Here is a 22,307-nt window from a genome sequence, read left to right on the forward strand (position 1 = left end):
ACCGGGAGCGGTCAACCGTCGCGCGAATCCCGCCGACATCGGCACGGCTCGGGCCCGCTCGTGCGGGCACCCGCCGCCACGGGGCGTGCCTTCGCGACGAATCTGTGACGAATGCGCACCCTCACTCGTCCTATCTGTGAGCGACCAACACGCTCCCGGTGAGATCGGATCGGTCTCGCAGCCGGCATCCGCTTCAGGCAAAGGAATCGACATGGCAACTCAGGACCAGAACACCCCCACCAGCCCCGCCGAGAAGGAGCTGTCGCAGACCTCCGCAGCGCCGAAGCCGGCCGCATCCGCCTCGCGGGTCGACCGCAGCTCGAGCTTCTCGACGTCGCGCATCCCCGCAGACTCGGACGCCGCGGGCAAGACCACGATCGCCGATGGAGTGGTGGCCAAGGTCGCCGGCATCGCCGCGCGTGAGGTTCCCGGCGTGTTCGCACTCGGCGGCGGCGGAGCCCGCGCCTTCGGCGCGATCCGTGACGCCGTCAACGCGACCGACCTCTCTCAGGGCGTCAAGGTCGAGGTCGGCGAGACCCAGGCCGCCGCAGACCTGACGATCGTCGTCGAGTACCCCGCGCCCATCCAGGAGGTCGCGAGCAACGTCCGCGCCGCCGTCGCCGGTGCGATCAGCCGCCTCGTGGGCCTCGAGGTCGTCGAGGTCAACGTCGAGGTCAACGACGTGCACGTGCCCGGCGACGACAGCAACGAGAACGAGGAGTCGCGAGTCTCATGACCCCCACCACCACCGGCGCGCTGATCGGAGCGCTCCTGGCCCTTGCCGCTCTGCTGTTCGGGTTCTGGGGCTTCCTCCTCATGGCCCTGTTCGCAGGCATCGGCGCGATCATCGGCCGGATCGCCTCCGGCAAGCTCGACGTCCGCGGTCTCGCAGACGCGTTCACGGGGCGGCGCACCTCCTGATGCGCATCGACCAGAACCTCGCCACCGGTGGCGGCTCCTCGCGAGTCGCCACCGGAGAGACCACCGTCCCTGGGCGCATCGACGTGAAAGAGCGCGTCTACCGCACGGTCACCGAACAGGCGTCCGCAACCCTGATCGGTGTGCCGCGTGGTGACGTGAAGGTCGATGTCGCCGAACACCCCGGAGGGATAGCGGTGCGCATCGCGACGCCGCTGCCGATCCCCGATCTCGACGACACCGCCGCGATCGCCCAGACCGTCCCCGTGCTCGACCGTGCCCGTCAGCTGCAGGAGCAGTTGCAGCAGCGTCTGGCCGGCCTTCTCGGACGCGACGTCACCCGCATCACCCTCACCATCACCGGTGCCACCATCCCAGAGAGGAGACGAGTGCGATGAGCACACCAGTTCTGCGTCGCGTCGTCCGACGCGAGACGCATTCACCGCGCACTGTCGCGATGTTCGTCGCGGTCGTCCTCCTCATCCTCGCCCTGGCGTACATCGGGCTCGAGATCGTGCTGAGCCTCGCTGCCCAGCCGGCCCTCCTGCTCGGACCCGCCGCCGCCGGCGGATGGCTGGTGGGCCTGCCCACCGCCCAGCCGGCGGGGCTCGTGATCGCGGGCAGCGTCGTGCTGGCTCTGATCGGGATCATCTTCGTGGTCCTGGCCATCACCCCGGGCCGTCTGTCCAAGCACACCCTCGAGTCCGGTGACCGTGCGGTCGTGGTCGACAACGGCGTGATCGCCAGCGCTCTCGCTCAGCACCTCTCCGAGGAGACGGGCCTGGCTCGCGACAGCATCACGGTCGGGGTCGGCCATCGCAGCGTCGACGTCACCGTGCGCCCGGGAGCGGGCATCCCGCTCGACAGGAATGCGGTGCAGTCGGCCGCCGAGGCCGAGTTGCAGACCTACCGCCTGACGCGCAGCGTCCGCACCAGGGTGCGGGTCGAGCGTCCGAACGAGAAGGAAGACGAGCTGTGAACAACACCAACCGTGCGCTGAACCGCACCCTGCTGCTCATCATCGGCCTGCTCTTCCTCGGTCTCGGAGCGCTCGGCATCGCCGTCATGAGCTGGCCCACCGCGACCGACATCTGGACGTCGGGCGGCGAGGGGGCGCGCTCCTGGCTCGACCAGGCGATCGCCGCCACGGCGATCGCGGGCGGCAGCCTCTCGTGGATCGGCATCGGCGCGGTCGCGGCGATCCTCGTCGTGATCGTGCTCCTGATCCTCGCGCTCACCAGCGTCGCAGGTCGCCGGTCGAAGACCGCGTTCCGCTCGACCGGAGCACAGAACCCCCTCGGGCGGGTCACCGTCACGGAGTCGTTCGTCTCGGATGCCGTGAAGAACTCGCTCGCCACCCGCGGTGAGATCCTCTCGGCGCAGGTCACGGCGAACGACATCCGCCACCAGCCGGTGCTGCACGTCGCGGTCACGCCTCGGCAGAACACCGACCCCCGAGAGCTGGTCGACCATGTCGATCGGCTGCTCACCAACCTCGCCACCCTGACCGGGCGCGACACCGAGACCTATGTCTCTGTCCACACCGGCCTGCGTGCGCGTCTCGCCCACGATCAGCGTCGTCTGTCGTGAACCAGAGACTTATCGTCGGTCGCGTACTGCAACGACGATAAGACGCCGGGAATCCTCCCGTCGTCACGATCACCCTCACGAAAGGAGCTCCTCATGGGACTCGATGACAAGATCAAGAATGCCGCTCAGGACATCGCCGGCAAGGCGAAGGAAGCGATCGGCAACGCGACCGACAACGACAAGCTCGCTGCCGAAGGCAAGGCCGACCAGGTCAAGGCCGACGCCAAGAAGGCCGGCGAGAACGTCAAGGACGCGTTCAAGAACTGAGACCCCCGACGGGCGGGTGGAGCGGTGTCACGCTCCACCCGCCCGTCGCTGCGCGTGGGGACGGCCGGCCGACAGCGTCCGTCGTTCTCTCCAGCCATTCCGTCGCTTCGCCCCTGTCGCTCGCTCCGCGCGCATGCGTACGGTCGAGTGATGACCTCCTCGACGACGACTTCTGCCGAGGCGCGATACCGCGTCCATCTTCCGCGACCGACCGCACCGGTGCCCGCGGCCCTCGACCTCGGCGACGGTGCCGACCTTTCTCGTCGCATCGAGGTGACCGACCGGTATCTGAGCCGAGACGGCAGGCCGTGGATCCCGGTGATGGGGGAGTACCACTTCGTGCGCGATCGTCGCGAGGTGTGGGAACGCGAGCTGCGCAAGATGCGAGCCGGCGGCATCGACGTGCTCGCGACGTACGTCTTCTGGCTGGCGCACGAGGAGGTCGAGGGCGAGTTCCGCTGGGACGGTGATCGCGACCTGCGGGCGTTCGTGCAGATCGCCGATCGGGTCGGCCTCGATGTCGTGCTGCGGATCGGTCCCTGGGCGCACGGCGAGACGCGCAACGGCGGGTTCCCCGACTGGCTGCAGGCGCGCGACATCGCGCATCGCACTGACGACCCCGCCTATCTCGAGGTGGCGAATCGCTGGTACGCCGCGATCGCCGGCCAGGTGGCCGATCTCGTGCACCGTGCCGAGGCTCCGGATGCGCCGATCATCGGCATCCAGATCGAGAACGAACTGTACGACCAGCCGCAGCACCTGTCGACGCTGCGCACGATCGCCGAATCGGTCGGCCTCGTCGCCAGCCTCTTCACGGCCACCGGGTGGGGTGGCGCTCGCCTGCCGCAGGGTCGCTTCCTGCCCGTGTATGCGGGGTACGCCGACGGGTTCTGGGAGGAGTCCGACACCGGGTGGCCGGAGTTCGGGCGACAGCACTTCACGTTCAGCGACGTGCGGGACGACCTCTCGGTCGGAGCCGACCTGCGCGCCGCTCCCGTCGACGTCGATGCGGCCGGCGACCGCGGCACGAGCGACGCCTGGCCCTATGCGACCTGCGAACTGGGCAGCGGTATGGCGACCGCCTATCACCGTCGCCCGCTCGTCGACGCGCAGGATGTCGCCGCGCTCGCGCTGACCAAGCTCGGCAGCGGATCGGCCTGGCAGGGCTACTACATGTTCCACGGCGGACTCCACTTCGAGGGGGCGCTCTCGACGACGCAGGAGTCGCAGGCGACCGGGTATCCGAACGACGTCCCCGTGCGCGACTACGACTTCTTCGCGCCGATCGGCGCCGCGGGCACGCAGCGCCCGCACTTTCACCAGCTGCGACGCCAGCACCTGTTCCTCACGGCGTTCGGCGATCGGCTCGCGACCTGCCCGGCGCGCATCGGGCCGTCGGATCCGGGCGGCCTGCGCTGGTCGGTGCGCGGCGACGGCCACCGAGGATTCCTGTTCGTCAACACCCACCAGCCCGCACTCTCGCCGCTCGATGCGGTCGAGGCCGTGAAGTTCGAGATCGGCGGACGCGACGGGGCGGTGCGCATCCCGAGCGACCCGATCACCGTGCCCTCAGGGTCCTCCTTCTTCTGGCCGATCCGCCAGCCCCTCGGAGGCCTGTCCGCCGTGAGCGCGACGGCGCAGCCGATCACCGAGATCCGCCTCGGCGACCACGAGGTGGTGGTCCTGGCGGCGAGCGACGGCATCGAGGTCGAGATCCAGGTCGACGACGTCGCACCGCCCGTCGTGCGGGGAGCGAGCACGACGGTGAACGATGACGGGCGACTCGTGATCCGCCCCGACTCGGCTCCCGGCGTCGACTGTCGGGTGCAGGTCGGCCGCACGACTTTCGTGATCCTCGACAGCGCCACCGCGGATGCCGTCTGGTGGGGCCCCGTGGACGGAATCGACAGCGTGGTGATCTGGCCGCACGGCGGCTGGTTCGACGACACGGACTTCGTGGCCGAGAGGCAGGATGCCGATGCGGACATGCTCGTTCTGGCCGAGCGCGCCGACCGAGCCGGTGTCGAGTTCCGACGGACGGTGGTCGAGGCGGCAGATGCTCATCACGATCTGGTGCCGCCGGTCTTCCCGGCAGTGCCCGTGTTCGCCCCGAGGGTCGGCGGCCCGGCATCGCGCGTGAGCGCCCCGACGGAGGCCGACTTCGCCGAGGCCTCGGCGGTCGAGATGCTCATCCCGAGCGGGATCGGCGTCGATGCCGAGCAGGTGGTGCTGCGGCTCGACTGGGTCGGCGACGTCATCCGTCTGCACATCGGCGACCGGCTGATCGCCGATCAGTTCTGGTCGGGGCGGCCGCTCGAGGTCGACCTCACCGCCTATCGCGATCTGCTGGCCGAGCATCCGATCCGTCTCGAGGCATTCGCCTGGGATCCCGCGTCTCCCGTGCACGTCGACCCCCGCGTCCGGCCGACGGCCGCCGATCCGGTGCTGCGGGTCGATGCGGCGGCCGTGCTCGTGCGCCGGTATGCGCGGGTGCGCACGACCCCGTGACGCGTGCGCTCAGCCCTTGTGCTGGGCGCGGTAGGTCGTGGGGCTCACGTCGTGCACTCGGCGGAACTGCCGCGAGAAGTACAGCGGATCGGCGTAGCCCACCGCCGCGGCGATCTCGGCGACCGACAGACCGGTGGTGTCGAGCAGCGCCCGCGCCCTGCCCATCTTGAGCGAGGTGTGGAAGGCCACCGGCCCGCTGCCGGTCGTCTGACGGAACAGCGCGCTCAGGTGCGAGGGCGACAGCCCGACGAGGGCCGCGAGGTCTGCGACCTGGATGCTGCCGTCGATGCGCGTCTCGAGGTAGCGCATCGCCCGCTCGAGCGGGGAGCCCTCGGCGGGCAGCGTGCTGTCGACCGTGATGCGCGTGAGCAGATTCCAGGCGATGCCGGATGCCGCCAGCAGGTGCGCGGGCGAGATGCGACGCTCGAGCAGTGTGACGAGCTCATCGAACAGCGCCACCACCCGATCGACCGCGCGCAGCCGCACCAGACGGGAGGCGCCCGGCGGAGTCGTCAGCTCTGCCGCATCCGTCCCTCGCACGTGCAGCCACCAGATCGTCCATGGGTCGCGATCGGAGCTGCGGTACTCGTGCGGGGTGCCTGCGGGGATCGCGATGCTCGTGCCGGGGCTAAGCGCGTACTCGTCGCCACCGAACGTCACGACGCCCGCGCCGCCGACGCAGACCAGCACGATCGTCTCGGACGCCCCTCGCAGGCGCTGGCGCAGGTGGCCCGCGGCATGGGGGAACAGGCCCGCGTCGGTGACGGTGAGGCGCCGGGTGACGGGCGCGGCGAGCGTGTGCTCGACCTGGGGGCGCGGCACCACGCAGAGTCGCTGATCGGCGAATCCCTCCGCGCGCGCGGCGGTGTCCGGCGAGTGCGGGGCGATGCTGCGATACGTCGTTTCGTCCATGTCATCCCTCGTTCTCACCATACCCAGGGTGCTGCAGCGCTCCTAGCCTCGAAGAGCGGCCGACGTGGCCCGCCGAGTCCGAGGAGAATCATGACGATCGAGCTTCCCGAGGTGCCGCAGAGGCTGCGGCCGACCCTCGAGGCCGGTCGGCCCGTGGCCTGGCGTGAACCGCTCACGATCGCGACCTACGAGACCGGGGTGCCGAGCCCGTATCCGATGTTCCTCGATCGCCGGGTCTACCAGGGGTCGAGCGGAGCGGTGTATCCGATCCCCTTCATCGAGAGCGTCGACCATCAGCCGACTCCGCGCGAGTGGGACGCCGTTCACCTCGAGAACGAGTACGTGCGCCTCGTCGTGCTGCCCGAGCTCGGCGGGCGCATCCACGTCGGGTACGACAAGGTCACCGGCTACGACTTCTTCTACCGCAACAACGTCATCAAGCCGGCTCTCGTGGGTCTCGCGGGCCCGTGGATCAGCGGTGGTGTCGAGTTCAACTGGCCGCAGCACCACCGACCCGCCACCTGCCTGCAGGTCGAGACGAGCATCGAGACCGACGACGACGGCACGGTCACCCTCTGGTGCCACGACCACGATCCGTTCGCCCGCATGTCGGCGCAGCACGGCGTGCGCCTGCGGCCGGGCAGCTCGGTGGTCGAGCTCGCGGTGCGGCTGCACAACCGCACGAAGGAGCGCCAGAGCTTCCTCTGGTGGGCGAACGTCGCGGCCCGAGTGCATGACGACTACCAGGCGTTCTTTCCCGAGGACGTGCGCCACGTGGCCGATCACGCCCGCCGCGCGCTCACCTCGTTCCCGGCGGCGGATCGCCCGTACTACGGCGTCGACTACCCGGCTCGCGCGGCGGAGACCCCCGGCGCCGATCGGATCGACTGGTACCGCAACATCCCCGTGCCGACGTCGTACATGATCGTCGACTCGCAGCAGGACTTCTTCGGCGGCTACGACCACGCGGCAGGGGCCGGGTTCGTGCACTGGGCCGAGCGCCGGGTGTCGCCGGGCAAGAAGATGTGGACCTGGGGCGATGCGGCCTTCGGTCATGCGTGGGACGCGCAGCTGACCGACCTCGACGGCCCCTACGTCGAGCTGATGGCGGGCGTCTACACCGACAACCAGCCGGACTTCTCGTGGCTGCTGCCGGGCGAGACGAAGACCTTCACGCAGTACTGGTACCCGGTGCCCGCGATCGGGGTCGTGCATCAGGCGACACCGGATGCCGCGGTGCACATCGATCGCGACGGCGACGACCTGGTCGTCTCGGTCGCGGCGACCGCCCGCCGTCCCGGTGCGAGGGTGCTGGTCGAGTCCGCGGGCGAGACGGTCGAGACTCACGCCGTCGACCTGGATCCTGGTGTGCCGGCAGTCGTCCGCACGCGCGGCCACGGCCACGACGGGGACCTCGAGGTGCGGGTGCTCGACGCCGGCGGGCGCGTGCTGGTGCGGTGGGCGCCGACGGTGGTCGATTCCGAGGAGCCCTGGGTCGCCGAGGAGCCGCCGTCGCCCGAGGCCACCGAGTCGGTCGAAGAGCTGTACCTCACCGGTCTGCACCTCAGCCAGTACCGGCATCCGACCCGGTCGCCGATGCCCTACTGGCGTGCTGCGCTCGAACGGGATCCGGGCGATGCCCGCACCAACCTGGCGGTGGCCGACCGGCTGTACCGACAGGGGCACCACGAAGACGCCCTCGCTCACGTCCGCGCGGCTGTCGCCCGCCTGACCCGACGCAACGCGAACCCGGTCGATGCCGAAGCCTTCTATCTGCTCGGTCTCGTGCAGTCCCGCCTCGGCCACGTGGTCGAGGCGCAGCAGGCGTTCGGAAAGGCAGGGTGGGATGGCGCGTGGACCGCGGCCGCCGGGTTCGCACTCGCCCAGTCGCTCGCGCACCAGGGCCAGGATCGCGCCGCGACGCGCGTGCTCGACGAGCTCGACGAGGTCGCCGCGCACGACCCGCGGCGCATCGCGCTGCGGGCGATCCTGCTCCGCCGCTCCGGACGCGACGCAGAGGCGCAGCGGGTGCTCGACCGTGCTCTCGACGCCGACCCCCTCGCGGCCACGATCCGGTTCCTGGCCGGGCACGAGATCCACGACACCGGGATCCTGCTCGACGTGGCGCTGGAGGTGCGCGACGCCGGCGACGCGGCATCCGCTCTGCTGCTGCTGGCCCGGGTGCAGTCGGCCGCGGTGACGCCGAGCGGCAACCTCGGTCCGATCGCCCACTATCTCGCGGCGGCGATCCTCGACGCGGAGGGGCGGTCGGCCGAGGCCGCCGCGCACCGGCACCGGGCGCGCGAAGCCGATCTCACCTGGGCCTTCCCGTCGGGACTCGACGCGCTCGACGCCCTCGACCGGGCGGTCGCCGCCGAACCCGACGACGCCACGGCCCGGATGCTGCGCGGAACCCTGCTCTACGCGTCGGGCAGGCGCACCGAGGCTGCGGCCGAGTGGGATGCGGCGATCGAACTCGGCCTGCGTCACCCCGTGCTGCTGCGCGATGCGGCGCTCGCCGCCTACTCGGTCACGCACGATGACGACCGCGCCTGGGCCCTGTACGAGCAGGCGGTCGACGCAGCGCCCGGCGACGCCCGTCTGCGATACGAGCAGGACCAGCTGGCCGCGCGTCTGGGGCACGACGACGCCACGCGATACGAGCGCCTGCGACCGCTCGAAGCGCTCGTGCTGACGCGCGACGACTTCGCGATCGCCTATGTGCGGCTGCTGCTGGCCGTCGGCGAGGCCACACGGGCCTACGCGATCCTCACCGGACGCGAGTTCCGGCCGTGGGAGGGCGGCGAAGGCGAGGCGCTCGCCGCGTGGGATGCGACCCTGGCGGCGCTCGGCCTGCCGACGGCCGACCCGCCGTCGAACCTCGGCGAGGCCCGCAGCCCGTACACGCCGCCCGTGGCACGCCACGAGTCGGGCGAGACGGACTACTTCGCGACGAGCCTTCCCGAGCTGCTGCTGTTCACCCGGGGGAGCCATGACGACTGACGAGGGAGCCCGGCGATGACCGAGCGTTACCTGGGCACCGGACATGAGTCGGATGCCGGCGGGCCGATGCCGCTCGGTGTGCCCGCGCATCTGCCCGCGCGGCTGTCGATCACGCTCTGGGACTTCTCCTGGTACACGAGGGCGGGGGAGGGCGAGCCCTATGCGGATCTCGACCGGGCCTGCGCAGACGCTGCGGATCTCGGCTACAACTGCATCCGCATCTGCGCCGCCCCGCTGCTGCTGTTCGGCCACCCCGAGCTGTCGGACCTCTCGCGAGACCTCGAGATCGAGGGGCTCGGCGCAGCTCTCGACGGTAGCTGCTACGGCCGGGGCACCCGCTGGTACGACGTGCCGGGCGGCTATCGGATCGATCTGCTCGATCGTCTGCGTCAGCTGTTGGAGGCGGCGAAGCGGCACGGACTCGTCGTGATCTTCGCGAGCTGGGAGTATCAGCAGTCCCCGAGCTTCGCGCGGTCGTCGAGATGGTTCGAGGCGATCGACGCGGTGCCTCTCGCCGAGCGGTACGACCACCTTGCCGCCGCGTGGGACCGGCTCATCGACTGGGTGACGGATCTCGGGCTACGCTCGCAGATCGCACTCGTCGAGCTGCACAACGAGGTGGACTTCTCGATCCTCCCGGCGCTGACCGGCTCGGGTGAGCGGGCACTCGCGGGGCTGCGACAGCAGCATCCTGATCTGCTCATCACCGCGAGCTACGGCAAGCCGCCGCACCTGGCGATGCACCAGGTGTCGGATGCTCTCGGGGCGGCGCAGTTCCACGTCTACAGCTACGGCGTGCTCGACGCGCTGCAGCAGCTCATCGACATCCGGTCCGAGCAGTCGGAGGGGTTCCCGAATGCGATGCTGCGGTCGCTGCTCGTCGATGGTGCTCCCACCCCCGCCGAGTACGGGCGACCCGCCGAGTGGAAGCTGCGCGCCACGGTCGTCACCGACCAGATGATCTACGGCTACGACTGGGTGGATCCGGGGCTGTGGGATGCCTGGCTCGACGAGCACGCCGCCCCCTATCGGCTGATGATGCGTCGCGAGATCGAGTCGCGGGTCGCGGCGGTCGCAGCGTGGGCGCACTGGCGACAGGTGCCCGCCGTGATCGGCGAGGGGTGGCTTGGCTACACGCCCCTGAACGCCTGGTACGAAGAGAGCGAGTACGGGCTCGAGTTCGCCGAATGCGGCGTGGATGCTGCGCTCCGCGCCGGGGTCTGGGGAGTCGTGCCGTGCTCGAACGCCGCTCCGCACCATCCGATGTGGACGCTCCGCGACTGGCAGCGGAGGCTGAACGCGAGGGTGCTCTCGAGCGGGACGTGACGCGCAGGTGCAAGCCCGAGGTCTGTGCCCCCTTGTCGTGAGACGATGCCGGGGATGGACGCCACAGCCGACGATGAACTGCGCGAGCTGCGCGCCCGCGCCTACGGGCCCCGTGCCGACATCGCGTCGGATCCCGCCGCGATGCGCCGACTGCAGGAGCTGGAGTCGGCGCGCATGGCGGCACCCGTCAGGCGGGAACACGCCCGGTCGACTCCCGAGCCGAGCCCCGCACCCGCTGCCGAGGGCGACGCCGCCCGCTCCGACCGTGGCGAGGGGTGGGACGAGGACTCCCTCTGGGACGACGAGGGTGCTGCGCCCGAGACCTCCGGGCGATTCGGCTGGACCGCGCGACGCCAGGCGCTGCTCTGGGCGGCATCGGTCGTGGTGACCGCGGTGATCGCGGCGGCGATCACCTACACGCTCGTGTCGATCCCCATGTTCTCGGCATCCGCGCAGGCGCCGCAGATCGCGACGCTCGAGTTGACCCGCACCGGAGCCGTGCCACCCGGCTGGTTCGGAGCAGAGGAGGATGTCGCGGCGGTCGAGTTCTACGGCCTGACGCTCTTCGCGACCGCCGGGTGGGTCTCGGAGTCGGGTGACCGTTCGTCGGAGAGTCGCTGCCTCAACGCCACCCCGACGGAGGACGTGCCGCCGGAGTCGGATCCCGACGGATCGTCGTATACCAGCGGCCGGATCTACGGGACGTGCAGTGTGGGGTCGTTCCCGGCGGCCTTCGTGATGCCGATCGATGGCGAGAGCCCGGGCGAACTCGTCGACCGTTACCCTTCGGGCACGGCGCTGCAGTTCGTGCTCGACGGCGATCGGGTCAGGGTGTTCCTCGACAGCGGCTCTGACTAGGCGACGGGAGATGCGGCGCGCACGCCGCCGCCCGCCGAAGCCAGCACTGGCGCACCCGCCCTCGGCACCGCTGCATAACCCGGCCGCGTGAACCACGACGGCAGCGCTCGCCGCAGGTGACTCGGGCCCGTGGCCGTGGCCTCTTCAGCGAGAAGCAGCGTCGTCCATTCGATGTCGCCGCGCCAGAACCGGGTCAGGGCCCGCAGGGTGCACCGCACCTCGACCGACACGTCGTAGCCGGGGTCGGCATCGCAGACGTCGGCGTCGCCGTCGTGGATCACGAGCCACCACCGTCGCTGCGCCGGGCTCGCATCGGTGAAGTGCAGTGCGATCACCGTGCGCGCTTCCGGAACGGTCTCGTGGTCGATGTTGCGATGCATGTCCCAGAGCAGCAGCTTGGGGTCGAGATCGGCGTCGCCGAGCTCGCCGATCCATCGCACGCCCCATGCCGAGAGCTGCTCGACGACCGGCCGCAGCTCGGCACCCGCCGGGGTGAGCACGTAGCGGACGTCGGCGCCCTGGGCGATCCGCTCGATCAGCCCGGCGCGCTGCAGCTGGTCGAGCCGATGCGACAGCAGAGTGGGCGACATGCGGGGGAGGCCGCGGCGCAGGTCGTTGAAGTGCTCGGTGCCGAGCAGCAGCTCGCGCAGCAGGAGCATCGTCCATCGCTCGTCCAGCAGCTCCATCGCCTTGGCGACGGGGCAGAACTGGTAATAGGGGGCGCCCACGAGCCTCACGATAGACCCGGTACAGATCCGATACTAGAGCGGTCTGCGGGGGCTTCGTAGCGTGAGGAGCACAAGGCAGAGGAGCCCATCATGAACATCACCACCACCGATCTTCAGGCCGAAGCCGATCGCGCGCTGAAGGCGAAGCACAGAGTCGTCTGGGCGCTCGGCGACTATGCCGCCGTCGCACGTGAGGTGATCCCCGAACTCGGTCGCGTGCTCGTCGCAGAGAGCGGCGTCGGGCCGGGCGACCGGGTGCTCGACGTCGCCGCCGGCACCGGCAACGCGTCGATCGAGGCCGCTCGTGCCGGAGCATCCGTCGTCGCCAGCGACCTCACCCCCGAGCTGCTCGAGATCGGCAGGAAGGATGCCGCGCGTCAGGGCGTCGAGCTCGCATTCGAGGAGGCGGATGCCGAGGCGCTGCCCTACGCCGACGACTCGTTCGACGCGGTGCTGTCGTGCGTCGGCGTCATGTTCGCGCCCCACCACGAGGTCGCAGCGAGCGAGCTGACCCGGGTCGTGCGCCCAGGCGGCAGGCTGGCATTGATCAACTGGACGCCGGAGGGGTTCGTCGGTCAACTGTTCGCCACACTGAAGCAGTTCGTCCCCGCCCCTCCCGCGGGAGTGCAGCCGCCGCCGCTGTGGGGTGACGAGCAGCACGTGCGCGACCTTCTCGGAGATCGCGTGACCGATCTGTCGATGGAGCGTCGGAAGTTGGCCGTCGACCGATTCGCGTCTGGAGCAGAGTTCCGCGATTTCTTCCGCGACTTCTACGGGCCGACGGCTGCCGCCTATCGTGCGGTGGGTGACGACGAGCAGCGGCGCGGGGAACTGGATGCTGCGCTGGTCGCGCTCGGCGAGAAGCACCTCGACGCCGGGACGATGCCGTGGGAGTACCTGCTGGTGACGGCGAGGGTCGTCTAGAGCGGCGCCGCCGGCGTGTGTTCGTCCTCGCTCGAAGAGACGGCCGGAGACGTCGTGGCGGGTCCACGCGCAGAGGGGCCGACCGGAATCACCGGTCGGCCCCTCGCTCTGCAGTCGTCAGCTGATCGCGGCACGCAGCGCGGCTGCGGCGTCACCGACGTTGTCGGCGCTGTAGATCGCGCTGCCGGCGACGGCGACCTGCGCGCCGGACGCCTGCACGGCGGCGATGCTCGCGGCATTCACTCCACCGGCCACCGAGAAGGCGACGCCGGATGCCCTGCCGTCGGTGAGCAGGCTGTCGAGCGAGTAGCCGTCCTGCGCCTGCTCGTCGAGACCCGCGTGCATCTCGACGAACTCTGCGCCGAGGCCGATGACCTGCTGCGCGCGGGCGGGCTTGTCGGCCACGCCGATCAGGTCGACGACGATGCCCTTGCCGTGCTTCTTCGCGGCCTTCACCGCGCCGGTGATCGTGCTGTCGTCGGCCACACCGAGCACCGTCACGAGATCCGCACCCGCGCCGAAGGCGATGTCGGCCTCGAGCTCACCGGCATCCATGGTCTTGAGGTCGGCGAAGATCACCTTGTCGGGGTGGGCGTTCTTGAGGGCGGTGATCGCCGAGAGGCCCTCGCTCTTGATCAGCGGGGTGCCGAGCTCGAGGATGTCGACGTGCGCGGCCGCGGCGGCGGCGAGTTCGAGGGCCTTCTCGGTGCTGAGCGTGTCGATGGCGAACTGCAGTTTCATGAGTGTTCCGTTCGTTCTGCGGGGTGGATGGTGGGGCGGCGGCCGCTCATTCGAGGTTCGCGTGGCGCGGCCAGAGGTCGTCGGCGCTGGTGCCCTGGCGCTGCCAGAGCGCGTGGAAGAGTCCGTCGCCGATGACGACGACGGCTTGCTCGAACAGGCTCGCGGCGTACTGGTGCGAGGCATCGGCCGTGCGGTCCAGCTTCTGAGCGGCAGGCACTCGCACGACGACGTCGGCGAGCTCCGACAGGGGCGAGGTCTCCGCGGTCGTGAGCGCGCCGATGCGCGCCCCGACCGACGAGGCGCGCTGCGCGGCTCGCACGATCGATTCGGTGGTTCCCGACCCGCTCGCCGTCAGCAGCAGATCGTCGGCCTCGATAGCCGGAGTGGTGGTGTCGCCGACCACGTGCACGTCGAGCCCGAGGTGCATGAGGCGCATCGCCGTCATGCGCAGGGCGAGCCCTGAGCGTCCGGCGCCGAGCAGGAAGACGCGCCGGGCATCGGCGACGAGGTCTGCCAGGTCGATGAGCTGATGCGCGTTCGCGACGCTGGTGCGCTCCGAGACGCGGAGCAGCTCGTTCGCGATGAGGGAGATGGCGGCGCCGGGCGAGATCGTGGCGGTGAGAGGCATGTCTCCACTCTCGCGAGCGCTCGCCCCTCGGGCGCTCCTGCCTCGGGACCGTTCCACCTACCCGAAGGAAGGGGGCCGGATAGAGTAGGTGTTCATGAGCATCGAAGAGCAAGTGGGCCCGGCGGCCTCACGCCGACTGGCCGCAGACCATGCGCTCGCTCTCGCCGAGCAGCGGGACCGCTACGCCCTCACCCTCGAATCGCTGCTCGCGACGCTGCGCTCGCAAAGGCTCGACGACCGGGCGGCTCGCACGATCGCGGTCGATGTCGCGGCCGGCGCGCTGGTCGGACTCCGGACGCTCAACGACGAGCAGGGAGCAGGACTCGAGCCGGTGACGGGCGCCTTCGAGCGTCTGCGCGGCGACCTGCGCCCGCTGGTGCGCTACAGCGAGCTCGACGTGCAGTTCGTCGAGCCGCCGGCCAACGGACGGGCACTCCCCGGGGTGATCGCACACTCGGCGCGGTCGATCGTCCGAAGCACCGTGCTGGCGATCGTCGACCGCGGAGAGACGAGACGAGTGCGCATCCAATGGGACTGCGACGGACTGAACCTGCTGATCGCGATCCGCGATGACGGCCGGGGAGACCTGACGACGCACGACGACGCACTTCGCCCGATCGCCGAGCAGGTCTCTGCACTTTCTGGCGACCTGTCGGTGGCCTCGACGCCCGGATGGGGGTCGGAGGTCGGCATCCGCCTGCCTCTCGATCCGCCCGCCGAACCCGGCGAACTGCCGGATGCGATCGACGCGAGCCCCCGCGAGCGCGACGTTCTTCGCCTGGTGGCCGCGGGGCGTCGCAACCGCGAGATCGCCGAGACGCTGAATGTGAGCGAGAACACGGTGAAGTTCCACGTGTCGAACCTGCTGCGCAAGTCCGGCGTCGCGTCGCGCGTCGAACTGGCCGCCATCGCCCGCGGCTGACCACCCGGACGAGTAGGGGCGGAGCTGGTCGAAAGGATGGGGCGGAGGTCGTCGTGCCGCGACAGCCTCTTGACTCCGGCGCTCAGCGATCTAGCCTGACAGGCATGTGCCGCAACATCATTCCCCTGAACAATCTCGAGCCGCCGGCGACCGACGTCGAGTGCCACGAGGCCGCCGTGCAGTTCGTGCGCAAGATCTCGGGCGCCAACGCGCCGTCGCGGGCGAACCAGGAAGTGTTCGACCGAGCTGTCGCCGAGATCGAGCGCTCGGTGCGGCAACTGCTCGACGGTCTCGTGACGACGGCACCCCCGAAGAACCGCGACGAACAGCGGGAGAAGCGACAGGCGCGGTCGGCCGAGAGGTACGAGGCGATCCGCGTCTTCCAGCAGGCCAAACGCGCTGCTCGGGCAGAATGACGGAATGCACCTTCACACCACGACGGCCGGCACGGGCGAACGCCACGTCGGACTCATCCACGGTCTCGGCGCTGACGGCACGGCCTGGCAGCCGCTGATCGAACGGATGCTGTCCACGGGGCGGTACACGGTCACGACGGTCGACCTCCGCGGGCACGGGCGCAGTGACCGGGCACCCTCGTACGGGCTCGCCGAGATCGCCGACGACGTCGTGGAGTCTCTTCCGCAGGGCCTGCACAGTGTGATGGGGCACTCACTCGGAGGTGCGGTCCTCGTCCGTGCCGTCGAGCGTCTGCGCCCCCAGCGCGCGATCTACCTCGACCCCGGTTTCGGGCTCGCACTGCCCACCACCGGCTTCGCCGGCCGCGCCTTCTGGGCGATCCCCGCCCTCACCCTCGGGGTCGTCGGGCTGCGTCAGTCGCGCCGCAGTGCCGCCCAGCGTGCGGCGTATCCCGAGAGCATCCGCTCCTCGATGAAGAAGAGTCAGCAGCTGTTCGACTCGAAGATGGCGATCGGGGTGTTCCGCGAGGTGGCCTTCCATCCCGTCACGATCGCGCCGCCCGCTGTGCCGTCGACGATCGTGCTCTCCGACGAGTCTCCCGCTGTGCTGCCGGACGCGATGGCCGAGGCGCTCGAGCGGGAGGGGTGGGAGATCCGCCGGATCGCCGGCATTCATCACGACATGCAACTGGAAGACCCTGAGCGCACGTTCGAGGTCATCGCCGACGTGCTCTGAGCGACTCACCCCGCACGGCACCGGCGCCGGGGTTCCTGTTAGGGTTGCCTAACCAACACCGATCGTCTCGGTGTCGTCCCCCTCCCGGTCCCGAAAGGTCATTCACCATGCCCTCCCGCCTCCGTCGCCGCGCCTCCGCAGCCCTCGCCGCCTCGACTTGCGCACTGCTCCTGCTCGCCGGCTGCGCCGCCGACCCCACCGCCGCCACCGACGAACCCGCCGAATCCTCCGACACGCACGAGGTCGAGCACGCCCGCGGCACGACGGCCGTCCCTGATGACCCGCAGCGCGTGGTGACGCTGGAGCCGCTCGAGCTCGACACTGCGGTCGCCGTCGGCATCGAACCGGTGGGCAGCGCGGTCGCCAGCAACGTCACGGGGGCACCGGCCTACCTCGGTGCGGACGGCGTCGAGCCCGTCGGCACCGTGCCGGAGCCCGATCTCGAGGCGATCGCGGCCCTCAAGCCCGACCTGATCCTCGGCACCGAGGCGCGGCACTCCGAGCTCTACGAGCAGCTCGCGGCGATCGCACCCACCGTGTTCATCGAGACTCAGGCTGACCCGTGGCGGGACAACGCGCTGCTCATCGGCGAGGCGCTGGGCCGTGAGAGCGAGGTCGCCGACCTGTTGGAGGCTGTCGACGAGCGCTGCGAGGCTCTGGCAGACGAATACGACGTCGACGGTCAGACCGCGCAGCTGATCCGTCCGCGGGACGAGACGACGCTCAGCCTCTACGGGCCGGTCTCGTTCTCGGGCAGCCTGCTCGAGTGCGCCGGGTTCACGATCCCCGAGCAGGACTGGGCCGACGGGCTGCAGGCCGACCTCTCGCCGGAGAACATCCTTTCGGCACAGGCTGATCACGTGTTCGTCACCGTGACCGACCTCGATGACGCCTCCGAGATCCCCGCAGCGATCACCCAGAACGCTGACGCCTTCCCGTCGGTGACCCCGGTCGACACGAGCTACTGGGTGTCGGGTGTCGGGCCCAAGGGCGCGCAGGCCGTGCTCGACGACATCGAGACGTACCTCGAAGCGAGCCGTTGACCGCTCTCTCCCTGACCGAGACGTCGGCGCCGCTCACGCGGCGTCGACGTTCTCCGCACCGCGGCCTGCGCGCGGTCGGAGGAACGATCGGCCTCCTGGTCGCCCTCACGCTGGCCGTCCTGCTCTCTCTCACGGTCGGCGCGAACCCGCTCTCCCCGCAGGCGGTGTGGGCGACGCTGCAGGGCGGCGGAACCCCCGAGACCGACTACATCGTGTTCGATCTGCGCATCCCCCGCACCGTCACGGGCCTTGTGGCCGGCGTCGCGCTGGGGGTGGCTGGTGCATTGATCCAGGCCTTCACCCGCAATCCGCTCGCCGATCCCGGCATTCTCGGCGTCAACGCCGGTGCCGCGCTCGCCGTCGCGCTGGGCGTCACCTTTCTCGGTCTGCGCGATGTGTCGCAGTTCGTGTGGCTCGCATTCCTCGGCGCGCTCGTGGTCACGGTGGCCGTCTACCTGATCGGATCCTCGGGACGCGGCCCCGCCGACCCGCTGCGGCTCACGCTCGCCGGCGTCGCGCTCGGGGCCGTGCTCTCGGGCATCACCACCGGGCTGTCGCTGAGCGACCCCGAGGCCTTCGACTCCATGCGCAGTTGGAATGCCGGGTCGCTTCTCGGCCGCGGCTTCGACGTCATCCTGCCGGTGCTCCCGTTCGTGGTCGCGGGGCTGGTGCTCGCGCTGCTGCTCGCCCCGGGACTGAATGCCATCGGCCTCGGTGAAGATGTCGCCCGCGCGCAGGGCGCCAACGTCGTGGGCATCCGCGTCGGTGTCATCGCCGCCGTCACCCTGCTGGCCGGTGCCGCCACCGCCCTGGCCGGTCCGATCTCTTTCATCGGCCTGATGGTGCCCCACGTGATCCGCTGGACCTTCGGCGTGGATCAGCGCGTCATCTTGCCGCTCTCCGCCGTGCTGGCGCCGGTCATCCTCCTTCTTGCCGACGTTCTGGGTCGCATCATCATCGCCCCGGCCGAGGTGCCGGTCGGCATCGTGGCGGCGTTCGTCGGGGCTCCTGTGCTGATCGTGCTGGCACGCCGCCGCACGGCGAGTGCGCTGTGAGCGAGTCGCGAGTGACCGCGCTCACCGACGTCGGGTACCGCCGGTGGATCCTTCGCGCGGGTCCCCTGCGGATGCCGGTGCGTCAGCGCAGTGTCGTCGCGGGCGTGGTCGCCGTCGGCGTCCTCTGCGTGCTGGCCGTGCTCGCTCTGGCACTCGGTGCCTATCCGCTGACGCCGCAGCAGGTGATGCAGACCCTGCTCGGGGGCGGAGACGCCATGGACCGCACGGTCGTGATCGAGTGGCGACTCCCGAGGGCGCTCGCCGCGGTCACGGTCGGCGCTCTTCTGGGCATCGCGGGCGCGCTGTTCCAGACCGTGACGCGCAACCCGCTCGCGAGCCCCGACATCCTCGGACTTTCCAACGGCGCATTCACCGGGATGCTGCTCGCACTGGTGCTCGTGTCAGGCAGTTGGCCGGTGCTGACCGTCGGATCACTCCTCGGCGGATTCGTCACGGCCGCGGTGATCTGGCTGCTATCCGCCCGCGGCGGGGTGCAGGGGTTCCGCCTGATCGTGGTCGGGATCGGAGTCTCGGCGATCCTCGCCTCTCTGAACACGTGGATGCTGCTGCAGATCGAGCTCGAGACGGCGATGTTCGCCTCGGCCTGGGGAACCGGATCATTGAACGGCGTCACCGCCGGGCCGCTCGCGGGGGCTCTCGCGAGCGCTCTGCCGTTCGTCGTCGCCGCGGTCATGCTCGTGCCGCGGCTGCGCCAGCTCGGTCTCGGCGACGACATGGCGGCATCGACCGGTGTACGACCGGGAGCGATCCGCGCCGGGGCGCTGCTCATCGGTGTCGCGCTCGTCGCCGCGGCGACCACGGTCGCTGGACCCGTCGCGTTCGTGGCCCTCGCCGCGCCCCAGATCGCGCGCCTCGTCGCCCGCACCCCGCACTTGTCGCTCGTGCTCTCGGGCCTCTTCGGCGGGGTGCTGCTGCTCGGCGCCGACCTCATCGCGCAGCACGTGCTGCCCACATCACTGCCCGTCGGCGTCGTCACCGTGTCCGTCGGCGGCGCCTACCTCGTTCTCATGATCATCCTGGAGATCCGCCGCCGTGCCTGAAATCCCGTCCTCGCCCGAACGTCTCCCGTCCACCGAGACCGCCGCGTCGCGATTGTCGGCCGAGGCGATCAGCCTGTCGTACGACCGCACCGAGATCGTGCGCGAGCTGTCTGTCGCGGTGCCAGACGGCGGTTTCACCGTCATCATCGGCCCGAACGCGTGCGGCAAGTCGACGCTTCTTCGAGGTCTGTCGCGACTGCTCGCTCCGTCGGGCGGACGTGTCGTGCTCGACGGGCAGACGATCGGCTCGTACCCGGCGAAGGAGGTCGCCCGCAGGCTCGGGCTGCTGCCGCAGAGCGCGACGGCTCCCGATGGGATCACGGTCGCCGATCTGGTCGCGCGGGGGCGCTATCCGCATCAGAACCTGATGCGGCAGTGGTCGGATGCCGATGAGCGGGCCGTTCAGCATGCGCTGGAGGCTACCGGGACCGCCGACCTGGCGGCGCGTCCGGTCGACGCGCTCTCGGGTGGCCAGCGCCAACGCGTGTGGGTGGCGATGGTGCTCGCGCAGGAGACCGATCTGCTGCTGCTCGACGAGCCGACCACTTTCCTCGATGTCGCGCATCAGGTGGAGCTCATGGAACTGTTCGCGCACCTCAACGCGCAGGGCCGCACGCTCGTGGCGGTGCTGCACGACCTCAATCACGCGGCGCGGTACGCGACGCACATCATCGCCATGCGCGATGGACGCATCGTCGCCGAGGGGCCGCCGCACGAGGTGATCACGAGCGAGCGCGTGCATGAGGTCTTCGGTCTTGAGAACGTCGTCATCGCAGATCCGGTCACGGGCGGGCCTCTCGTGGTGCCGCTGCGCGGATCCGCACCCTCGGTCGGCCGCTCCGCCCACGGGGGAGTGCGATCGTGAGCGGGTCCGTGGATGCCGAGCGGCCGTGGGCGTACAGCGCGTTCCCCGTCGAGGTGCGCAGGCGCGCGATGCTCAGCCCGCGGTTCGTCCGGCTGACGCTCGCCGGAGAGAGCCTGCGGAACTTCGCCGCCTGGGGCACGGACCAGCGGATCAAGGTCGTGCTGCCCCTGCCCGACGGCAGCATCGCGGACTTCGGGCTGCTCGACGAACCCACCCCGCATCCCTCCGACTGGTACACCCGCTGGCGTGCACTGCCGGAAGACGAGCGGAACGTGCTCCGTACCTACACGCCAGCGGCGATCAGGGCGGATGCCTGCGAGATCGACATCGACTTCTACCTGCATGAACCGGCAGGACCGGCCTCCGCGTGGGCGGCCGCGGCCGTGCCCGGTGATCATCTCGTGGTCAACGGGCCGGACGCCCGTATGGGGTGGACCGGGTACGGCCTGCACTGGCAGCCGGGCGAAGCGCGGCACTTCCTGCTGGTCGCCGATGAGACGGCGTTCCCGGCCGTGAGCGGCATCCTCGCCTCGCTGTCGCTCGACTCGCATGCCGACGTCTTCCTCGAGTGCGACGACCCCGCCGATGACATCGTCTCGGCGGATGCTCCCGACAACGCGCGCATCCATGTCGTCCCTCGAGGGACCGGTGACGACGCAGGCGTCGAGCGCGCACTGCGGGAATGGGTCGACGCGCGGCAGGGCACGCTGCGCGATGATGCCGAGCTCTATGTGTGGCTGGCGGGCGAATCGGGCGTCACCACACGCATCCGACGCCACCTCACGGCTGAGGTGGGGATCGCGAAGGACCGCGTGTCCTTCCTCGGATACTGGAAGGTCGGAGGGCCGCTCGTCGGGTGAGACGGCGTCACTCAGCGCCTATGCCGCAGTCTCCCGAACGGCCGGCCGGGTGAGCCGCGGGATCAGCGCGGGCGTGTTCTCGCGGTACTCGATGTAGTCGGCGCGGTCGCCCCACTTCTTCTCGGCGCGAGCCTCGAGCAGCGGGATGCCGCTGACCCGTGTGAGCAACAGGATGACGAAGAGCGGCGACAGGATCGCGACCCACTGCCATCCGGCGAGCACCGGTGCCGCAGTGAGGAAGACACCGACCCAGATGACGATCTCGCCGAAGTAGTTGGGGTGACGCGACCTCGACCACAGTCCGGTGCGGATGAACTCGTCCTTGTTGGCAGGGTCGGCGCGGAACGCCGACTTCTGCGCGTCGGCGACGATCTCGATCGTCATGCCGAGCAGCCACACGACGATCCCCACGACGGTCAGCCACCCGATGGGCGCTCGCGATGCGGCATCCGTGCTGATCGCGATCCAGGCCGCTGCCGCGGTGATCGACACCCAGGCGCCCTGGATCACCCACACCTGCAGGAAGCGCACGGGGGAGCCCTTGATCTCGTCGAACCGTCCGTCGGATCCGGCCCTGTGCACGCGCATGGCGAGGAACGACCCGAGACGCGCGGCCCACAGGATCACCATCGCCGCGAGGATCCAGCTGCGGGCGTCCGGCAAGGGCGTCAGCAGCACGAGGGCCAGGGAGATCGCGAGGAACGTCAGGCTGCCGGTGAGGTCGAAGAACCGCTCGGTGCGCAGGATGATCGCCGGGATGAAGGCGAGGATCTGGATCGCGTACGCCGCGGCGACAGCGAGGGCGAACAGCGGGATGCTGCCGAGCGTCGCGCCGCCCTGGCTGCCGGCGAGTGCGACGAGGGCTCCGATGACGAGCGCGACGATGATCGCGATGAGCGAGGCGCGCGAGGACTTGGGCTTCGTGGGGGTGGGGGAGGACATGGTG

Annotated in this window: 24 protein-coding genes; 19 read left to right on the forward strand and 5 right to left on the reverse strand. The window is 70.2% G+C overall.

All coding sequences use genetic code 11. The features are described 5' to 3' along the window. Window positions 1-211 precede the first annotated feature (211 nt). From ACIP5T_RS13040 to ACIP5T_RS13070, 7 genes are all read left to right on the forward strand, one after another. Window positions 212-736: an Asp23/Gls24 family envelope stress response protein gene (locus ACIP5T_RS13040; protein ID WP_400863835.1), complete on the forward strand. Its 525-nt coding sequence runs from the start codon at window positions 212-214 to the stop codon at window positions 734-736. Next, the gene (locus ACIP5T_RS13045; protein WP_140038388.1) at window positions 733-921 is read left to right on the forward strand and encodes a DUF2273 domain-containing protein; all 189 of its coding nucleotides are present in this window, start codon (window positions 733-735) and stop codon (window positions 919-921) included. The genes ACIP5T_RS13040 and ACIP5T_RS13045 overlap by 4 nt, the downstream gene beginning before the upstream one ends. Then, window positions 921-1,316: a hypothetical protein gene (locus ACIP5T_RS13050; RefSeq protein ID WP_400863837.1), complete on the forward strand. Its 396-nt coding sequence runs from the start codon at window positions 921-923 to the stop codon at window positions 1,314-1,316. The genes ACIP5T_RS13045 and ACIP5T_RS13050 overlap by 1 nt, the downstream gene beginning before the upstream one ends. Further along, window positions 1,313-1,897: a DUF6286 domain-containing protein gene (locus tag ACIP5T_RS13055; RefSeq protein WP_400863840.1), complete on the forward strand. Its 585-nt coding sequence runs from the start codon at window positions 1,313-1,315 to the stop codon at window positions 1,895-1,897. Before ACIP5T_RS13050 ends, ACIP5T_RS13055 begins: the two co-directional genes overlap by 4 nt. Further along, a complete protein-coding gene (locus ACIP5T_RS13060) occupies window positions 1,894-2,508 on the forward strand; it encodes a hypothetical protein (RefSeq protein ID WP_400863843.1) in 615 nt (204 codons plus the stop codon). The genes ACIP5T_RS13055 and ACIP5T_RS13060 overlap by 4 nt, the downstream gene beginning before the upstream one ends. A 93-nt stretch (window positions 2,509-2,601) precedes the next feature. Next, the gene (locus ACIP5T_RS13065) at window positions 2,602-2,775 is read left to right on the forward strand and encodes a CsbD family protein (protein WP_042541591.1); all 174 of its coding nucleotides are present in this window, start codon (window positions 2,602-2,604) and stop codon (window positions 2,773-2,775) included. A gap of 150 nt (window positions 2,776-2,925) precedes the next feature. Beyond that, entirely contained in the window at window positions 2,926-5,283 is a 2,358-nt protein-coding gene (locus ACIP5T_RS13070; RefSeq protein ID WP_400863847.1) for a beta-galactosidase, read from the forward strand. A gap of 9 nt (window positions 5,284-5,292) precedes the next feature. On the opposite strand, the gene ACIP5T_RS13075 is transcribed toward ACIP5T_RS13070, so the two are convergent. Further along, window positions 5,293-6,195, reverse strand: coding sequence for a helix-turn-helix domain-containing protein (locus tag ACIP5T_RS13075; protein WP_400863850.1), 903 nt, complete (start codon window positions 6,193-6,195; stop codon window positions 5,293-5,295). A 90-nt stretch (window positions 6,196-6,285) separates the two neighbouring features. On the opposite strand from ACIP5T_RS13075, the gene ACIP5T_RS13080 reads away from it, so the two are divergent. From ACIP5T_RS13080 to ACIP5T_RS13090, 3 genes are read left to right on the forward strand one after another with little or no spacing between them, the layout of a single operon-like run. Then, window positions 6,286-9,198: a DUF5107 domain-containing protein gene (locus ACIP5T_RS13080; protein ID WP_400863852.1), complete on the forward strand. Its 2,913-nt coding sequence runs from the start codon at window positions 6,286-6,288 to the stop codon at window positions 9,196-9,198. A gap of 15 nt (window positions 9,199-9,213) precedes the next feature. Next, window positions 9,214-10,524 (forward strand): cellulase-like family protein, encoded by a 1,311-nt coding sequence (locus ACIP5T_RS13085; protein WP_400863855.1) that lies wholly within the window; start codon window positions 9,214-9,216, stop codon window positions 10,522-10,524. Between the two features lie 54 nt (window positions 10,525-10,578). Further along, entirely contained in the window at window positions 10,579-11,382 is an 804-nt protein-coding gene (locus ACIP5T_RS13090) for a hypothetical protein (protein WP_400863857.1), read from the forward strand. On the opposite strand, the gene ACIP5T_RS13095 is transcribed toward ACIP5T_RS13090, so the two are convergent. Further along, a complete protein-coding gene (locus tag ACIP5T_RS13095; protein WP_400863860.1) occupies window positions 11,379-12,110 on the reverse strand; it encodes a winged helix-turn-helix transcriptional regulator in 732 nt (243 codons plus the stop codon). The genes ACIP5T_RS13090 and ACIP5T_RS13095 overlap by 4 nt on opposite strands. 90 nt (window positions 12,111-12,200) lie before the next feature. Here ACIP5T_RS13095 and ACIP5T_RS13100 point away from each other — a divergent pair, with 90 nt between their 5' ends. Next, window positions 12,201-13,034, forward strand: a complete 834-nt coding sequence (locus tag ACIP5T_RS13100; RefSeq protein WP_400863863.1) for a methyltransferase domain-containing protein — start codon at window positions 12,201-12,203, stop codon at window positions 13,032-13,034. Between the two features lie 117 nt (window positions 13,035-13,151). Here ACIP5T_RS13100 and hxlA read toward each other — a convergent pair whose 3' ends face one another. Together hxlA and hxlB are read right to left on the reverse strand one after the other, a co-directional pair. After that, window positions 13,152-13,775: a 3-hexulose-6-phosphate synthase gene (gene hxlA, locus ACIP5T_RS13105; protein WP_400863866.1), complete on the reverse strand. Its 624-nt coding sequence runs from the start codon at window positions 13,773-13,775 to the stop codon at window positions 13,152-13,154. Between the two features lie 46 nt (window positions 13,776-13,821). Next, window positions 13,822-14,403: a 6-phospho-3-hexuloisomerase gene (gene hxlB / locus ACIP5T_RS13110; protein WP_400863869.1), complete on the reverse strand. Its 582-nt coding sequence runs from the start codon at window positions 14,401-14,403 to the stop codon at window positions 13,822-13,824. Between the two features lie 94 nt (window positions 14,404-14,497). Here hxlB and ACIP5T_RS13115 point away from each other — a divergent pair, with 94 nt between their 5' ends. The 8 genes from ACIP5T_RS13115 (at window position 14,498) to ACIP5T_RS13150 (ending at window position 21,361) form a co-directional block, all read left to right on the forward strand. Further along, the gene (locus ACIP5T_RS13115; protein WP_400863872.1) at window positions 14,498-15,325 is read left to right on the forward strand and encodes a LuxR C-terminal-related transcriptional regulator; all 828 of its coding nucleotides are present in this window, start codon (window positions 14,498-14,500) and stop codon (window positions 15,323-15,325) included. Between the two features lie 104 nt (window positions 15,326-15,429). After that, entirely contained in the window at window positions 15,430-15,741 is a 312-nt protein-coding gene (locus tag ACIP5T_RS13120; RefSeq protein WP_400863874.1) for a DUF2277 domain-containing protein, read from the forward strand. A gap of 4 nt (window positions 15,742-15,745) precedes the next feature. Next, window positions 15,746-16,477, forward strand: coding sequence for an alpha/beta fold hydrolase (locus ACIP5T_RS13125; protein WP_400863876.1), 732 nt, complete (start codon window positions 15,746-15,748; stop codon window positions 16,475-16,477). A gap of 107 nt (window positions 16,478-16,584) precedes the next feature. Next, on the forward strand, window positions 16,585-17,520 hold the full coding sequence (locus ACIP5T_RS13130) for an ABC transporter substrate-binding protein (protein WP_400863879.1): 936 nt from the start codon (window positions 16,585-16,587) through the stop codon (window positions 17,518-17,520). Next, the gene (locus ACIP5T_RS13135) at window positions 17,517-18,575 is read left to right on the forward strand and encodes a FecCD family ABC transporter permease (RefSeq protein ID WP_400863881.1); all 1,059 of its coding nucleotides are present in this window, start codon (window positions 17,517-17,519) and stop codon (window positions 18,573-18,575) included. Before ACIP5T_RS13130 ends, ACIP5T_RS13135 begins: the two co-directional genes overlap by 4 nt. Continuing rightward, on the forward strand, window positions 18,572-19,636 hold the full coding sequence (locus ACIP5T_RS13140; protein ID WP_400863884.1) for a FecCD family ABC transporter permease: 1,065 nt from the start codon (window positions 18,572-18,574) through the stop codon (window positions 19,634-19,636). Before ACIP5T_RS13135 ends, ACIP5T_RS13140 begins: the two co-directional genes overlap by 4 nt. Continuing rightward, on the forward strand, window positions 19,629-20,501 hold the full coding sequence (locus tag ACIP5T_RS13145; protein ID WP_400863886.1) for an ABC transporter ATP-binding protein: 873 nt from the start codon (window positions 19,629-19,631) through the stop codon (window positions 20,499-20,501). The genes ACIP5T_RS13140 and ACIP5T_RS13145 overlap by 8 nt, the downstream gene beginning before the upstream one ends. Continuing rightward, a complete protein-coding gene (locus ACIP5T_RS13150; RefSeq protein ID WP_400863889.1) occupies window positions 20,498-21,361 on the forward strand; it encodes a siderophore-interacting protein in 864 nt (287 codons plus the stop codon). Before ACIP5T_RS13145 ends, ACIP5T_RS13150 begins: the two co-directional genes overlap by 4 nt. 18 nt (window positions 21,362-21,379) lie before the next feature. Here ACIP5T_RS13150 and ACIP5T_RS13155 read toward each other — a convergent pair whose 3' ends face one another. Next, entirely contained in the window at window positions 21,380-22,303 is a 924-nt protein-coding gene (locus ACIP5T_RS13155; RefSeq protein WP_400863892.1) for a DUF1295 domain-containing protein, read from the reverse strand. Window positions 22,304-22,307 lie beyond the last annotated feature (4 nt).

Source organism: Microbacterium sp. NPDC088619 (assembly GCF_044752825.1).
GTDB lineage: Bacteria > Actinomycetota > Actinomycetes > Actinomycetales > Microbacteriaceae > Microbacterium.